We start from the raw sequence: 15,965 nt of genomic DNA, 5'->3' as shown, positions 1-15,965 counted from the left end.
CATCATACTTCACAAGGACTTCACTTTCAGACAATAGTCTTTTGCCATCGTGATGAATGTGAGTAAAAAGATGGAACATTTCGACGTGGCGATTATTGGCCTCGGCCCGGCAGGTTCGGCGCTAGCGCGGCAGTTAGCAGGCAAAATGCAGGTCATCGCGCTGGATAAAAAGCACCAGTGCGGTACTGAAGGTTTCAGCAAGCCTTGTGGCGGTCTGTTGGCACCGGACGCACAGCGTTCTTTTATTCGCGATGGACTGACGCTTCCTGTCGATGTGATCGCCAATCCGCAGATTTTCAGCGTCAAAACCGTCGACGTCGCCGCATCGCTCACGCGTAACTACCAGCGAAGCTATATCAATATTAATCGCCATGCTTTCGACTTGTGGATGAAGTCACTGATCCCCGCCAGCGTTGAGGTTTACCACGACAGCCTGTGTCGAAAAATCTGGCGTGAGGATGATAAATGGCATGTCATTTTTCGCGCAGACGGCTGGGAGCAGCATATTACCGCCCGCTATCTGATCGGTGCCGATGGTGCCAACTCGATGGTGCGGCGACATCTCTACCCGGATCATCAGATTCGTAAATATGTCGCTATCCAGCAGTGGTTCGCAGAGAAACATCCGGTGCCGTTCTACTCCTGTATCTTTGATAATGCGATAACGGACTGTTATTCATGGAGTATTAGCAAAGACGGTTATTTTATCTTTGGCGGAGCCTATCCGATGAAAGACGGTCAGGCGCGTTTCGCGGCGCTGAAAGAAAAAATGAACGCCTTTCAGTTCCAGTTTGGCAAAGCGGTGAAAAGCGAAAAATGCACGGTGTTATTTCCCTCACGCTGGCAGGATTTTGTCTGCGGTAAGGACAACGCCTTTCTTATTGGTGAAGCGGCGGGATTCATCAGCGCCAGCTCGCTGGAGGGGATTAGCTATGCGCTCGATAGCGCAGACATTCTTCGTTCGGTATTACTGAAGCAGCCAGAGAAGATCAATACCGCCTACTGGCGCGCCACCCGCAAATTGCGTTTAAAACTCTACGGCAAGATATTAAAAAGCCGATGCCTGACTGCACCTGCCTTAAGAAAGTGGATTATGCGCAGTGGTGTGGCGCATATTCCGCAGATGAATTGCGCCGGGCACTATTCTGAAAGCAGGATGCTTTATCCTAAATAAGTGAAAAGAAAGGTATGCTTTCAGCTGTTTCATTGTTGTTTAAAGGATTAATCATGAGTTTGAATTTTAAGGGATTTTTTAAGACTGCCAGTGTATGTTCTTTGGCATTCGTGTTGACCGGATGTATCACCTGGGGGTTGGTTTCCAATACCGCAAGCCGTCCACATGCCCAGCAATGGCGGTCAGACACGATTAAGGGGTTATCGCTGGCTGAAGACAGTAACGGAACGAAAGGCTATGTTTTTGTTGGCGAATCGCTGGACTACCTGTTGACCACCGGCGGCGGTGAGGTGGTTAAAATGCTGAACGATCCGGCAATTCATGGCGAAAGAATCACCGTTTCCGATAATGCGAAATTTATTTTAAGCAGCAGTGATACGAATTTTTCTGGTGCAATAACGCTCTATTACGACTGGGATAACGAGGAAGATAAAGCACTGGCGACACAATATGGCTTTGTGTGTGATTATCAGCGTTGTACATGGATGCTGGACGGCCTGAAAGGCTCTATCCACCAGAAAAATAAAAAAGCGGATTACTCAAACGTGATGGTTTTCCATCAGCCCTTTACGGTGGGATTTTATGAGTACAAAACAACAAATGGCGTCCCGCGCGGACTCGCTAATGTGCTGCTGCCAGTCACCATTACGCTGGATATTGTGACTTCACCACTCCAGTTCCTGATTTTATGCACGACCAGAAATTGTTAATCGCTGCGGGCAAACACATTTATGCTGTTTGCCCGCCCATTGATTAATTCAGCACATACTTTTCGATTGCAAACGCCACTCCATCTTCCAGGTTGGATTTGGTGACAAAGTTCGCCGCTTCTTTCACCGAAGGAATAGCGTTATCCATCGCCACACCGATGCCTGCATATTCAATCATCGCGATGTCGTTTTCCTGATCGCCAATCGCCATAATTTCTTCCGGCTTAATGCCCAACACATCAGCCAGCGATTTCACGCCGGTGCCTTTATTGACGCGTTTATCGAGGATTTCGAGGAAGTACGGTGCACTTTTCAGCACGGTGTATTTCTCTTTTACTTCCTGCGGAATGCGCGCGATGGCCTGGTCGAGGATGGCGGGTTCATCAATCATCATCACTTTCAGGAACTGGGTATCAGGGTTCATTTTCTCCGCTTCGCAGAATACCAGCGGAATGGTGGCCACAAACGACTCATGCACCGTGTAGTAACTGATATCGCGGTTGGCGGTGTACAGCGTGGTGCGATCCAGCGCGTGGAAGTGAGAACCGACTTCACGAGAGAGTTTTTCCAGGAAACGGTAGTCGTCATAGCTGAGAGCGGTTTGCGCTACGGTGCTACCATCAGCGGCCTTCTGCACCAGCGCGCCATTGTAAGTAATGCAGTAGTCGCCCGGCTGTTCCATATGCAGTTCTTTCAGGTAGTTGTGAACGCCTGCATAAGGACGCCCTGTTGTCAGCACAACATTCACGCCACGGGCGCGAGCGGCGGCAATCGCGTTTTTAACAGCGGGAGAAATGGTGTGATCGGGCAGCAGAAGGGTGCCATCCATATCGATAGCAATGAGTTTGATAGCCATGAGTTCCCCAGGTAGATTGGTTCCTGCCCCATGCTAACGCGATTCCGCTCAAAAATCAGTACAACACCCGAGGGAAAAGGGGGATGCAACGCGCGTTGCGTGCTCCCCTTTTGCTTAGCGGAAGAGTTTCCCTTTCAGTAACTCCATACCTGCGGAAAGCAGATCGTTATTGGCTTGTGGTGACACTTCACCCTGCGGCGAGAGGGCATCAATAATCTTCGGCAATTGTTCCGCCAGCATGTTGGAAGCAACACTGGTATCTACGCCGAGTTTTTGCCCGAGATCGGACACCGCGTTTGTGCCGAGCGCCGACTCCAGTTGCTCGCCGCTCACCGGCTGATTGCCTTGTTGATTACTCAACCAGGTTGAGAGAATGGCACCTAAACCGCCACTTTGCAGTTTTTCCAGCAGCACCTGGATGCCTCCCTGCTCCTCAACCCAACTTAAAATCGCCTGATATTTTCCCGCATCGCCTTTCAGAAAGGCACCGACAACTTCATCAAAAAGCCCCATGATAATCACCTGTAAAGCGTTACGTGTTGACCCAAAAAGTATAGTTCTGCGGGATGATAATTGCGGATTGCAGAAATAAAAAGGGCGGAGATGATCTCCGCCCTTTTTTTATAGCTTCTTGCCGGATGCGGCGTTAACGCCTTATCCGGCCTACAAAAAATTGCAAATTCAATATATTGCAGAAATCCTGTAGGCCTGATAACCGTAGCGCATCAGGCACGCGCGCATTGTTAATGCCATTAAATATCGATATTCGCCGCCTTCAGGGCGTTTTCTTCGATAAACGCACGGCGCGGTTCTACGGCGTCGCCCATCAGCGTGGTGAACAGCTGGTCAGCGGCAATCGCATCCTTAACGGTAACGCGCAGCATACGACGGCTTTCCGGATCCATAGTGGTTTCCCACAGCTGTTCCGGGTTCATCTCGCCCAGACCTTTATAACGCTGGATGGAGAGGCCGCGACGGGACTCTTTCACCAGCCAGTCCAGCGCCTGCTCGAAGCTGGCTACCGGCTGACGACGTTCACCACGTTCAATAAACGCATCTTCTTCCAGCAAGCCACGCAGTTTCTCGCCCAGCGTGCAGATACGACGATATTCGCCGCCGGTGATAAACTCGTGATCCAGCGGATAGTCAGTATCCACGCCGTGGGTACGCACGCGAACAATCGGCTCGAACAGGTTTTTCTCGGCATTGGTGTGGACATCAAACTTCCACTGGCTGCCGTGCTGTTCTTTGTCGTTCAGTTCGCTGACCAGCGCGTTCACCCAGCGGGTCACAATCTGCTCGTCAGAGAGATCCGCTTCCGTCAGCGTCGGCTGATAGATAAGCTCTTTCAGCATTGCTTTCGGATAGCGACGTTCCATGCGAACGATCATTTTCTGCGCCGCATTGTACTCCGACACCAGTTTTTCTAACGCTTCGCCAGCTAAAGCTGGTGCACTGGCGTTGGTATGCAAAGATGCACCATCCAGAGCGATAGAAATTTGGTACTGATCCATCGCTTCATCGTCTTTAATGTACTGCTCTTGCTTGCCTTTCTTCACTTTGTACAGCGGCGGTTGAGCAATGTAGACATGACCGCGTTCGATGATTTCCGGCATCTGACGATAGAAGAAGGTCAACAGCAATGTACGAATGTGCGAGCCGTCGACGTCCGCATCGGTCATGATGATGATGCTGTGATAACGCAGTTTGTCCGGATTGTATTCGTCACGACCGATACCACAACCAAGCGCGGTGATAAGCGTCGCCACTTCCTGGGAAGCAAGCATCTTATCGAAACGGGCTTTCTCAACGTTGAGGATTTTACCCTTCAGCGGCAGAATCGCCTGGTTCTTGCGGTTACGCCCCTGTTTTGCAGAGCCGCCCGCAGAGTCCCCTTCCACAAGGTACAGTTCGGAAAGCGCCGGGTCGCGTTCCTGACAGTCCGCCAGTTTGCCCGGCAGGCCAGCTAAGTCCAGCGCGCCTTTACGACGAGTCATTTCACGGGCGCGACGCGCAGCTTCACGCGCACGGGCAGCATCAATGATTTTGCCGACCACGATTTTCGCGTCAGTTGGGTTTTCCAGCAGGTATTCTGCCAGCAGTTCGTTCATCTGCTGTTCTACCGCCGATTTCACCTCAGAAGAAACCAGTTTGTCTTTGGTCTGAGAGGAGAATTTCGGGTCCGGCACTTTCACGGAAACGACCGCAATCAGCCCTTCACGCGCATCGTCACCGGTGGCGCTGACTTTGGCTTTTTTGCTGTAGCCTTCTTTGTCCATGTAGGCGTTCAGGGTACGGGTCATCGCCGCACGGAAACCTGCCAGGTGAGTACCACCGTCACGCTGCGGAATGTTGTTAGTAAAGCAGTAGATGTTTTCCTGGAAGCCATCGTTCCACTGCAATGCCACTTCGACGCCGATACCGTCTTTTTCGGTGGAGAAGTAGAAGATATTCGGGTGGATTGGCGTTTTGTTCTTGTTCAGATACTCGACAAACGCCTTGATACCACCTTCATAGTGGAAGTGGTCTTCTTTACCATCACGCTTGTCTTTCAGGCGAATGGAAACGCCGGAGTTGAGGAACGACAACTCACGCAGACGTTTCGCCAGGATTTCATATTCGAACTCGGTCACATTGGTGAAGGTTTCGAGGCTTGGCCAGAAACGTACCATAGTGCCGGTTTTATCGGTATCGCCGGTAACCGCCAGCGGTGCCTGCGGTACACCGTGCTCGTAGATCTGACGGTGAATTTTACCTTCACGCTGGATAACCAGCTCCAGTTTTTGCGACAGGGCGTTTACTACCGAAACACCAACGCCGTGCAGACCGCCGGACACTTTATAGGAGTTATCGTCAAATTTACCGCCTGCGTGCAGGACGGTCATGATCACTTCCGCCGCCGATACGCCCTCTTCCGGGTGAATACCGGTCGGAATACCGCGCCCGTCATCCTGTACGGAGACAGAGTTATCGGCGTGAATGGTGACGATAATTTCTTTACAGTGACCCGCGAGCGCTTCGTCGATAGCGTTATCTACCACCTCGAATACCATGTGGTGCAGACCGGTGCCGTCATCCGTGTCGCCGATATACATACCAGGGCGCTTACGCACCGCATCCAGCCCTTTCAGGACTTTGATACTGGAGGAGTCATAAGAATTCGACATCAACGTTTCTCGCTCATTTATACTTGGGTTAATCCGTTATTTTACCCTTTTCCACGGTAAACATCTTCGAATTTTCGTCCGACATGTCTATAACGTGTTCAGCACTGATCGCACTGACAAAGACCTGTGATTGCGTCGCTTTTAAGCGGCTGGCAAGCAGTCCGCGACGCTCATCATCAAGCTCAGAGGCAAAATCATCTATCAGGTAGAGACACCGCCGCCCGCTTTCACGGGTGAGGAACTCTCCTTGCGCCAGACGTAAGGCGCACATCAGCAGCTTTAGCTGCCCACGCGATAAGGTATCTTCCACCGGCGCACCGTCGGCGCGAATGCGTAAGTCCGCTTTGTGCGGGCCGTGCGCGGTGTAGGTTAGCTGGCGATCGCGTTCAAAATTACGTTCCAGCACCTCAGCGTACTCTGTCTCTTTCTCCCAGCCGCGCTGGAAAGAGAAAGTCAGAGAAAACTCAGGAAGAAATTGCTTACAGGTATCAGCCATATCGGCAGCGATACCGGCGCTATACTCCGCGCGCCAGGTGCTGATTTGCTCCGCCAGCGGGATCAGTTCTTTATCCCACGGGCGTAGCTGTTCGTAACGTGTCACCTGGCGCAGCGCCGCATTGCGCTGCTTGAGCAAACGCTTGAGATTGCTCCAGGCGGTGAAAAATCCGGGTTCGTTGTGAAAGCATCCCCAGTCGAGGAATGCTCTTCTGTATTTGGGGCCGCCGTTGAGTAAAGTAAACCCTTCTGGCGTTATCAGTTGCATCGGCATCAGGTGCGCCAGCTCCGCAACTTTATGCCCGTCAGTACCGTCGATGCGGACTTTGCTGTCGCCCTGTTTATCTTTGGTTAAGCCAATTGCCGTCTCACGCTCTTCACCCTGTAATCGCCCGTGGAGAATAAACGCCTCCTGCTCATGGCGAATGACGCGACCAATCTGCAAACTACGAAACGCCCGACCGTGACCGAGCGTATAGATGGCTTCCAGCACGCTGGTTTTGCCACTGCCGTTGGCACCCACCAGAAAGTTAAAGCCAGGAGATAAAGCGAGATCCGCGTTTTCGATATTGCGGAAATCGCGGATCAACAAGCGGGTGAGGGACATTACAGTCTCATTGGCATGACAACATAGGCAGCCGACTGTGATGCGGCATCTTCAATCTGCACACTGGAAACCGAATCAGTCAGCATCATGCGCACGTTTTCGCATTTCAGCGCGTTCAGAACATCCAGCACATAGCTGACATTAAAGCCGATTTCCATCTCTGCGCCGCTGTAGGTGACGTCGAGGATCTCTTCCGCTTCTTCCTGTTCTGGGTTATTAGCGGTGATTTTCAGCTGATTTTCACTGACATACAGACGCACGCCACGGAATTTCTCGTTAGAGAGAATCGCCGCACGAGCAAAAGCCTGCTTGAGGAGATCGCAGCCTGCTTCCAGATGTTTGTCCGGGTTCTTCGGCAGAACGCGACGGTAATCCGGGAAGCGACCATCCACCAGTTTGGAGGTGAAAATAAAGTCGCCAACGTGAGCGCGAATGTTGTTGCTGCCAATTTGCACGCGCAGCGGATTGTCGCCGCCGTCGAGCATACGCATCAGTTCAATCACACCTTTACGCGGCACAATCACCGAATGACTCGGCAAAGACTGACCAATCGGCATTGAGCAGACCGCCAGACGGTGACCGTCGGTCGCCACGGTGCGCAGCTCTTCGCCTTCGGTTTCGAACAGCATACCGTTTAAATAATAGCGAACGTCCTGATGGGCCATGGAAAACTGGGTCGCTTCAATCAGACGCTTCATCGTCGCCTGCGGCAGGGTAAATTCAACTTCGCTCTGCCAGTCATCAAGGTTCGGGAAATCCGCCGCTGGCAGGGTAGAGAGTGAAAAGCGGCTACGCCCGGAGCGTACCAGCATCCGCTCACCTTCCAGTTGCACGGCGATTTCCGCGCCTTCAGGCAGACCACGGCAGATATCAAAGAATTTGCGCGCCGGAACGGTCGTCGCCCCTGGTTCGTGCGGCTGAATCAGCGCAACACGTGCCACCATTTCCATCTCGAGATCAGTACCGGTCAGCGACAACGTACCGTCAGCAACCTGTAACAGCAGATTACCGAGAATCGGCAGCGTAGGACGACCACCTAACGGACCGCTCACCTGTTGTAGCGGTTTTAATAAATGCTCACGTTCTACGGTAAATTTCATAGGATTAAGATGACAATGTTCTGATTAAATTTGAAAAATCTTCTTTGATATCATGGCTCTCTTCACGCAACTGCTCGATCTTACGGCAGGCATGAAGCACCGTCGTGTGGTCACGACCGCCAAACGCATCGCCGATCTCTGGCAGACTGTGGTTAGTCAGCTCTTTCGCCAGCGCCATCGCCATCTGGCGCGGACGCGCCACCGAGCGAGATCGACGCTTGGAAAGGAGATCTGCGACTTTGATCTTGTAGTACTCTGCCACCGTCTTCTGAATATTGTCGATGGTGACCAGTTTTTCCTGCAATGCCAGCAAGTCGCGCAGCGCCTCACGCACGAAGTCGATGGTGATCGCCCGTCCGGTAAAGTTAGCGTTAGCAATGACGCGGTTCAGCGCCCCTTCCAGCTCACGTACGTTAGATCGTAGACGCTTGGCGATAAAGAACGCCACTTCGCCCGGCAAACGAATGTCGTTTTCGTCAGCCTTTTTCATCAGGATCGCCACGCGAGTTTCCAGCTCTGGCGGTTCGATCGCCACAGTCAGTCCCCAGCCAAAGCGGGATTTCAAACGATCCTCAACGCCGTTGATCTCTTTCGGATAGCGATCCGAGGTGAGAATGATCTGCTGATTACCTTCAAGCAGGGCGTTGAAGGTGTGGAAAAACTCTTCCTGGGATCGTTCTTTATTAGCAAAAAACTGAATATCGTCGATCAGCAGCGCATCAACAGAACGGTAGTAGCGTTTAAACTCTTCAATCGCGTTGTTTTGCAGGGCTTTTACCATGTCCTGCACAAAACGTTCGGAGTGCATATAAACCACTTTGGCATTGGGCTTGCGCGCCATAATGCCATTACCCACCGCATGGAGCAGGTGAGTTTTACCCAGCCCCGTGCCGCCATAAAGGAACAGCGGGTTATAGGCACCGCCAGGATTGTCTGCCACCTGGCGAGCCGCCGCGCGCGCCAGTTGGTTAGATTTACCTTCGACGAAGTTATCAAATGTATGTTTAACGTTAACGTTGGAACGATAGGTCGGTTCTGCCGGAGCCGGAACGTTATCCCAACCCGAGCGCGCCGCAGGTGCAGCACGTTGCGGTTGCACCTGAGCGGCCTGAGCGGGTGCAACGGTGTTACTGGCAGGGACTTTCAGCGTTTGTGTCACGGGCTTTGTGCCCACTTCAAAACGCAGCTGTGGGGCATCCGCTCCGCAGAAACTGGTTAGCAGTCCATTGATATTATTGAGGTACTTGTCCCGTACCCAGTCGAGGACAAAACGGTTTGGCGCGTACAAGGCCAGCGTGTTATCGCTCAGTTCCGCCTGCAATGGGCGTATCCACATACTAAATTCTGTGGCTGGTAACTCATCCTGCAATCGGGCAAGACACTGCTGCCAAAGCGAAAGTGACACGGCGGACTCCACTCGAACAAAAGTCGATTATGACTAAGGCTGAAACATTCATGATTGTTGACGCACGTCGAAAAGACCCTGCATGAGGGTGACGCACGAACCGCTGTCTGCGGTTATATGCCCGATCAAGATCCTGCAAAACGATCGGGACCGAGGATCATAGCCTAAACTGCGCAAGAGATCTTCTGTTTCTCACAGATTTTCCCGATTTATCCACAGGGCTTTCCAGAACCCGTTAAGTGTAAACGATCCAGGCACAAGGCGGGCACGATTTAGGCCGCATATTGGAAAATTTAATGACCATAAACAAAATTAGTCTTAATCGATCTAATAAAGATCCTGAGCGATCCTTGCGCTTTACCTGGTAGCCCGTATAATCCTCCACCCGGCGCGCAATGCTGGTTTTCACCGGTATACAGTTGCACTTTTTCCCTGTGAAAAGGTGCGGAAAAGCGCGGTAAATAAGGAAAGAGAATTGACTCCGGAGTGTACAATTATTACAATCCGGCCTCTTTAATCACCCATGGCTTCGGTGTCCATCGTTCGATTTTCGGACGGATATCCAATAAAGCCATTGAATTTATTCAAGTTTAGGTAGAAATCGCCATGAAACGCACTTTTCAACCGTCTGTACTGAAGCGCAACCGTTCTCACGGCTTCCGTGCTCGTATGGCTACTAAAAATGGTCGTCAGGTACTGGCACGTCGTCGTGCTAAAGGCCGTGCTCGTCTGACCGTTTCTAAGTAATAAAGCTAACCCCTGAGTGGTTAAGCTCGCATTTCCCAGGGAGTTACGCTTGTTAACTCCCAGTCAATTCACATTCGTCTTCCAGCAGCCACAACGGGCTGGCACGCCGCAAATCACCATCCTCGGCCGCCTGAATTCGCTGGGGCATCCCCGTATCGGTCTTACAGTCGCCAAGAAAAACGTTCGACGAGCGCATGAACGCAATCGGATTAAACGTCTGACGCGTGAAAGCTTCCGTCTACGCCAACATGAACTCCCGGCTATGGATTTCGTGGTGGTGGCGAAAAAAGGGGTTGCCGACCTCGATAACCGTGCTCTCTCGGAAGCGTTGGAAAAATTATGGCGCCGCCACTGTCGCCTGGCTCGCGGGTCCTGATAGCCCTCATTCGGGTCTACCAACGCCTGATTAGTCCGCTACTCGGGCCGCATTGTCGTTTCACTCCAACCTGTTCAAGCTACGGAATTGAGGCATTGCGCAGGTTTGGAGTGATAAAAGGCAGTTGGTTGACGGTGAAACGCGTATTAAAATGCCACCCTTTACACCCTGGTGGTGACGATCCCGTCCCGCCCGGACCATTTGATACCAGAGAACACTAACGATGGATTCGCAACGCAATCTTTTAGTCATCGCTTTGCTGTTCGTGTCTTTCATGATCTGGCAAGCCTGGGAGCAGGATAAAAACCCGCAACCTCAGGCTCAACAGACCACGCAGACAACGACCACCGCAGCGGGTAGCGCCGCCGACCAGGGCGTACCGGCCAGTGGCCAGGGGAAACTGATTTCGGTTAAAACCGACGTGCTTGATCTGACCATCAACACCCGTGGTGGTGATGTTGAGCAGGCCCTGCTGCCGGCTTACCCGAAAGAACTGAACTCTACCCAGCCGTTCCAGCTGCTGGAAACCTCACCGCAGTTTATTTATCAGGCACAGAGCGGTCTGACCGGTCGTGATGGCCCGGATAACCCGGCTAATGGCCCGCGTCCGCTGTATAACGTCGAAAAAGACGCTTATGTGCTGGCGGAAGGCCAAAACGAACTGCAGGTGCCGATGACGTATACCGACGCGGCAGGCAACACGTTTACCAAAACGTTTGTCCTGAAACGTGGTGATTACGCTGTCAACGTCAACTACAACGTGCAGAACGCTGGCGAAAAACCGCTGGAGATCTCCACTTTTGGTCAGTTGAAGCAATCCATCACTCTGCCACCGCATCTCGATACCGGAAGCAGCAACTTTGCGCTGCATACCTTCCGTGGCGCGGCGTACTCCACGCCTGACGAGAAGTACGAGAAATACAAGTTCGATACTATTGCTGACAACGAAAACCTGAACATCTCTTCGAAAGGTGGTTGGGTTGCGATGCTGCAACAGTATTTCGCAACTGCATGGATCCCGCATAACGACGGCACCAACAACTTCTATACCGCTAATCTGGGTAACGGCATTGCCGCTATCGGCTATAAGTCTCAGCCGGTACTGGTTCAGCCAGGTCAGACTGGCGCGATGAACAGCACCCTGTGGGTTGGCCCGGAAATCCAGGACAAAATGGCGGCCGTTGCTCCGCACCTGGATCTGACCGTTGATTACGGTTGGTTGTGGTTCATCTCTCAGCCGCTGTTCAAACTGCTGAAATGGATCCATAGCTTTGTGGGTAACTGGGGCTTCTCCATTATCATCATCACCTTTATCGTTCGTGGCATCATGTACCCGCTGACCAAAGCGCAGTACACCTCCATGGCGAAGATGCGTATGCTGCAGCCGAAGATTCAGGCAATGCGTGAGCGTCTGGGCGATGACAAACAGCGTATCAGCCAGGAAATGATGGCGCTGTATAAAGCTGAGAAGGTTAACCCGCTGGGCGGCTGCTTCCCGCTGCTGATCCAGATGCCAATCTTCCTGGCGTTGTACTACATGCTGATGGGTTCCGTTGAGCTGCGCCAGGCGCCGTTTGCACTGTGGATCCACGACCTGTCTGCACAGGACCCGTACTACATCCTGCCGATCCTGATGGGCGTAACGATGTTCTTCATTCAGAAGATGTCGCCGACCACCGTGACCGACCCGATGCAGCAGAAGATCATGACCTTCATGCCGGTCATCTTCACCGTGTTCTTCCTGTGGTTCCCGTCAGGTCTGGTGCTGTACTATATCGTCAGCAACCTGGTAACCATTATTCAGCAGCAGCTGATTTACCGTGGTCTGGAAAAACGTGGTCTGCATAGCCGCGAGAAGAAAAAATCCTGATTCGGTGAGTTTTCGCTAAAATAAGGGCGGTCAGTTGACCGCCTTTTTTATTTGTATTGATGAGATAAACCATGAGCCATAACGACACTATCGTCGCCCAGGCAACCCCACCGGGACGCGGTGGTGTGGGCATCCTGCGCATCTCCGGCCTCAAAGCCCGTGAAGTTGCCGAAACCGTGCTGGGTAAATTGCCTAAGCCGCGCTACGCCGATTATCTTCCGTTCAAAGACGCCGACGGCAGCGTGCTGGATCAGGGCATCGCGCTATGGTTCCCTGGCCCGAACTCGTTCACCGGTGAAGATGTGCTGGAACTGCAAGGTCATGGCGGTCCGGTCATCCTCGACCTGCTGTTAAAACGTATTCTGACCATTCCTGGACTGCGGATTGCTCGCCCTGGTGAGTTTTCAGAACGCGCGTTTCTTAACGATAAACTCGATTTAGCCCAGGCCGAAGCGATTGCGGATCTTATCGACGCCAGCTCAGAACAGGCGGCTCGTTCGGCGCTTAACTCACTGCAAGGCGCGTTCTCCGCACGGGTCAATCATCTGGTTGAAGCCCTCACCCACTTGCGCATTTACGTCGAAGCGGCGATTGATTTCCCCGATGAAGAGATCGATTTCCTCTCCGACGGTAAAATTGAAGCCCAGCTCAATGACGTGATTGCCGATCTCGATGCAGTACGTGCAGAAGCACGTCAGGGCAGTCTGCTGCGCGAAGGGATGAAGGTGGTGATTGCCGGGCGTCCTAACGCCGGTAAATCGAGCCTGTTAAACGCGCTGGCAGGGCGTGAAGCGGCGATAGTGACTGATATAGCCGGAACCACGCGTGACGTGCTGCGTGAGCATATCCACATTGACGGAATGCCACTGCATATCATCGATACCGCCGGGCTACGTGAAGCCAGCGATGAAGTTGAACGTATTGGTATCGAGCGAGCGTGGCAGGAAATTGAACAGGCCGACCGCGTGCTGTTTATGGTTGATGGCACGACGACAGACGCCGTTGATCCGGCAGAAATCTGGCCGGAATTTATCGCCCGTCTGCCTGCGAAACTACCGATCACTGTTGTGCGCAATAAAGCTGATATCACCGGCGAAACGCTGGGAATGAGCGAAGTGAACGGTCACGCGTTGATTCGTCTCTCTGCAAGGACTGGCGAAGGCGTGGATGTGTTGCGTAACCATCTCAAACAGAGCATGGGTTTCGACACTAATATGGAAGGCGGTTTCCTGGCGCGCCGTCGTCACCTGCAGTCGCTGGAACAAGCGGCGGAGCATCTGCAACAGGGCAAAGCGCAACTGTTAGGTGCATGGGCGGGTGAATTACTTGCGGAAGAACTACGCCTGGCACAGCAAAACTTAAGCGAAATCACCGGGGAATTTACTTCTGACGATCTGCTGGGGCGAATTTTCTCCAGCTTCTGTATCGGTAAGTAACCCGTACCTACAAAGCCGCATCCAGATTGCCTGATGCGGCTTTGCTTTCTTGTTAGCACTCTTATTATTACTCAACCCTTTTTATAAACCTTAGCCTTCTTACGTAACTTATTTTCTTAAAAAAGAATTTAATATTGTTTCGCAACCGTTTGTGATTCGATTCACATTTAAACAATTTCAGAATAGACAAAAATCTTGAGTATTATACTGTAACGTTGTGTCTTTCGAGGATAAGTACATTATGAATACCTTACATATATGTGTGACCTCAAAGTGGTTTAATATTGACAACAGAATTGTCGATCACCGCCCTTAATTTGCCCTTCTGTAGCCATCACCAGAGTCAAACCGAATTAGATTCAATGTGATCTATGAGTTTGCTACGTCTTTATTTTCTTTTTTTATATACGCTATTACTGATTTAATTGCTTTCTTAAAACAGTAACGGTTCTTGTATATATGTGGAAAATTAATAGATATTGCAAATGTAATATTCACAGGGATCACTGCAATTAAAATAAATGAAGGATTATGCAATGGAAAACTTTAAACACCTCCCTGAACCGTTCCGCATTCGTGTTATTGAACCAGTAAAACGTACCACTCGTGCTTACCGTGAAGAAGCGATTATTAAATCCGGTATGAACCCATTTCTGCTGGATAGCGAAGATGTGTTTATCGATTTACTGACCGACAGTGGCACTGGGGCGGTGACGCAGAGTATGCAGGCAGCGATGATGCGCGGCGACGAAGCCTACAGCGGCAGCCGCAGCTACTACGCATTAGCCGAGTCAGTGAAGAATATCTTTGGTTATCAATACACCATTCCGACTCACCAGGGCCGTGGTGCAGAACAAATCTATATTCCGGTACTGATTAAAAAACGCGAGCAGGAAAAAGGCCTGGATCGCAGCAAAATGGTGGCATTCTCTAACTATTTCTTTGATACCACGCAGGGCCATAGCCAGATTAACGGCTGTACCGTGCGTAACGTCTATATCAAAGAAGCCTTCGATACGGGCGTGCGTTACGACTTTAAAGGTAACTTTGACCTCGAAGGTTTAGAACGCGGTATTGAAGAAGTTGGCCCGAATAACGTGCCGTATATCGTTGCTACCATCACCAGTAACTCCGCAGGCGGTCAGCCGGTATCTCTGGCAAATATGAAAGCGATGTACAGCATTGCGAAGAAATATGACATTCCTGTAGTGATGGACTCCGCGCGCTTTGCTGAAAACGCCTATTTCATCAAGCAACGTGAAGCGGAATACAAAGACTGGACTATCGAGCAGATTACCCGCGAAACCTACAAATATGCCGATATGCTGGCAATGTCCGCCAAGAAAGATGCGATGGTGCCAATGGGCGGCCTGCTGTGCGTGAAAGACGACAGCTTCTTCGATGTCTATACCGAGTGCAGAACCCTTTGCGTGGTGCAGGAAGGCTTCCCGACGTATGGTGGTCTGGAAGGCGGCGCGATGGAGCGTCTGGCCGTAGGTCTGTATGACGGCATGAATCTGGACTGGCTGGCTTATCGTATCGCGCAGGTGCAGTATCTGGTCGATGGTCTGGAAGAGATTGGCGTTGTCTGCCAGCAGGCGGGCGGTCACGCGGCATTCGTTGATGCCGGTAAACTGCTGCCGCATATCCCGGCAGATCAGTTCCCGGCACAGGCGCTGGCCTGCGAGCTGTATAAAGTCGCCGGTATCCGCGCGGTAGAAATTGGCTCTTTCCTGTTAGGCCGCGATCCGAAAACCGGTAAACAACTGCCATGCCCGGCTGAACTGCTGCGTTTAACCATTCCGCGCGCAACATATACTCAAACACATATGGACTTCATTATTGAAGCCTTCAAACATGTGAAAGAGAACGCGGCGAATATTAAAGGGTTAACCTTTACCTACGAACCGAAAGTATTGCGTCACTTCACCGCAAAACTGAAAGAAGTTTAATTAATACACTCAGAGTGGCTATAAGGATGTTAGCCACTCCATTCCCTACATCCTCAATAACAAAAATAGC

General features: G+C 51.6%; 16 protein-coding genes. 10 read left to right on the top strand and 6 right to left on the bottom strand.

Annotated features, from left to right (window positions below; genetic code table 11):
* Positions 1 to 70 precede the first annotated feature (70 nt).
* Together cbrA and BEG40_RS05385 are read left to right on the top strand one after the other, a co-directional pair.
* A complete protein-coding gene (cbrA, locus tag BEG40_RS05390) occupies positions 71 to 1,174 on the top strand; it encodes a colicin M resistance lipid reductase CbrA (protein ID WP_016231523.1) in 1,104 nt (367 codons plus the stop codon).
* A gap of 53 nt (positions 1,175 to 1,227) precedes the next feature.
* Positions 1,228 to 1,884 (top strand): YidX family protein, encoded by a 657-nt coding sequence (locus tag BEG40_RS05385; RefSeq protein ID WP_000055723.1) that lies wholly within the window; start codon positions 1,228 to 1,230, stop codon positions 1,882 to 1,884.
* Positions 1,885 to 1,927: 43 nt separating this feature from the next.
* Here the strand turns inward: BEG40_RS05385 and yidA are convergent, their stop codons facing one another.
* The 6 genes from yidA to dnaA form a co-directional block, all read right to left on the bottom strand.
* On the bottom strand, positions 1,928 to 2,740 hold the full coding sequence (yidA, locus tag BEG40_RS05380) for a sugar-phosphatase (RefSeq protein ID WP_000985554.1): 813 nt from the start codon (positions 2,738 to 2,740) through the stop codon (positions 1,928 to 1,930).
* A gap of 114 nt (positions 2,741 to 2,854) precedes the next feature.
* Positions 2,855 to 3,295 (bottom strand): YidB family protein, encoded by a 441-nt coding sequence (locus tag BEG40_RS05375; RefSeq protein ID WP_473087412.1) that lies wholly within the window; start codon positions 3,293 to 3,295, stop codon positions 2,855 to 2,857.
* Positions 3,296 to 3,492: 197 nt separating this feature from the next.
* Positions 3,493 to 5,907 carry a DNA topoisomerase (ATP-hydrolyzing) subunit B gene (gene gyrB, locus BEG40_RS05370; protein ID WP_000072052.1) on the bottom strand — a complete coding sequence of 805 codons (2,415 nt, stop codon included), beginning with the start codon at positions 5,905 to 5,907 and terminating at the stop codon, positions 3,493 to 3,495.
* 28 nt (positions 5,908 to 5,935) lie between these two features.
* The gene (gene recF / locus BEG40_RS05365; RefSeq protein ID WP_000060089.1) at positions 5,936 to 7,009 is read right to left on the bottom strand and encodes a DNA replication/repair protein RecF; all 1,074 of its coding nucleotides are present in this window, start codon (positions 7,007 to 7,009) and stop codon (positions 5,936 to 5,938) included.
* Positions 7,009 to 8,109, bottom strand: a complete 1,101-nt coding sequence (gene dnaN / locus BEG40_RS05360; RefSeq protein ID WP_000673456.1) for a DNA polymerase III subunit beta — start codon at positions 8,107 to 8,109, stop codon at positions 7,009 to 7,011. The genes recF and dnaN overlap by 1 nt, the downstream gene beginning before the upstream one ends.
* 4 nt (positions 8,110 to 8,113) lie before the next feature.
* Positions 8,114 to 9,514, bottom strand: coding sequence for a chromosomal replication initiator protein DnaA (gene dnaA, locus BEG40_RS05355; protein WP_000059098.1), 1,401 nt, complete (start codon positions 9,512 to 9,514; stop codon positions 8,114 to 8,116).
* Positions 9,515 to 9,810: 296 nt separating this feature from the next.
* On the opposite strand from dnaA, the gene BEG40_RS22315 reads away from it, so the two are divergent.
* From BEG40_RS22315 to tnaA, 8 genes are all read left to right on the top strand, one after another.
* A complete protein-coding gene (locus BEG40_RS22315; RefSeq protein WP_123056761.1) occupies positions 9,811 to 9,882 on the top strand; it encodes a hypothetical protein in 72 nt (23 codons plus the stop codon).
* A gap of 238 nt (positions 9,883 to 10,120) precedes the next feature.
* Positions 10,121 to 10,261 (top strand): 50S ribosomal protein L34, encoded by a 141-nt coding sequence (rpmH, locus tag BEG40_RS05350; protein WP_000831330.1) that lies wholly within the window; start codon positions 10,121 to 10,123, stop codon positions 10,259 to 10,261.
* Positions 10,262 to 10,277: 16 nt separating this feature from the next.
* A complete protein-coding gene (gene rnpA, locus BEG40_RS05345; RefSeq protein WP_000239730.1) occupies positions 10,278 to 10,637 on the top strand; it encodes a ribonuclease P protein component in 360 nt (119 codons plus the stop codon).
* The gene (gene yidD / locus BEG40_RS05340; RefSeq protein WP_001307474.1) at positions 10,601 to 10,858 is read left to right on the top strand and encodes a membrane protein insertion efficiency factor YidD; all 258 of its coding nucleotides are present in this window, start codon (positions 10,601 to 10,603) and stop codon (positions 10,856 to 10,858) included. Before rnpA ends, yidD begins: the two co-directional genes overlap by 37 nt.
* A 2-nt stretch (positions 10,859 to 10,860) precedes the next feature.
* A complete protein-coding gene (yidC, locus tag BEG40_RS05335) occupies positions 10,861 to 12,507 on the top strand; it encodes a membrane protein insertase YidC (RefSeq protein WP_000378258.1) in 1,647 nt (548 codons plus the stop codon).
* A gap of 71 nt (positions 12,508 to 12,578) precedes the next feature.
* Positions 12,579 to 13,943 carry a tRNA uridine-5-carboxymethylaminomethyl(34) synthesis GTPase MnmE gene (mnmE, locus tag BEG40_RS05330; RefSeq protein WP_000019085.1) on the top strand — a complete coding sequence of 455 codons (1,365 nt, stop codon included), beginning with the start codon at positions 12,579 to 12,581 and terminating at the stop codon, positions 13,941 to 13,943.
* Positions 13,944 to 14,184: 241 nt separating this feature from the next.
* On the top strand, positions 14,185 to 14,259 hold the full coding sequence (tnaC, locus tag BEG40_RS05325) for a tryptophanase leader peptide (protein WP_032147965.1): 75 nt from the start codon (positions 14,185 to 14,187) through the stop codon (positions 14,257 to 14,259).
* A gap of 220 nt (positions 14,260 to 14,479) precedes the next feature.
* Entirely contained in the window at positions 14,480 to 15,895 is a 1,416-nt protein-coding gene (gene tnaA / locus BEG40_RS05320) for a tryptophanase (protein WP_001517426.1), read from the top strand.
* Positions 15,896 to 15,965: the final 70 nt, after the last annotated feature.

This window comes from Escherichia sp. MOD1-EC5495, from assembly GCF_002965965.1.
Taxonomy (GTDB): Bacteria; Pseudomonadota; Gammaproteobacteria; order Enterobacterales; family Enterobacteriaceae; genus Escherichia; species Escherichia ruysiae.
This window is presented reverse-complemented; position numbering and strand designations above follow the sequence as displayed.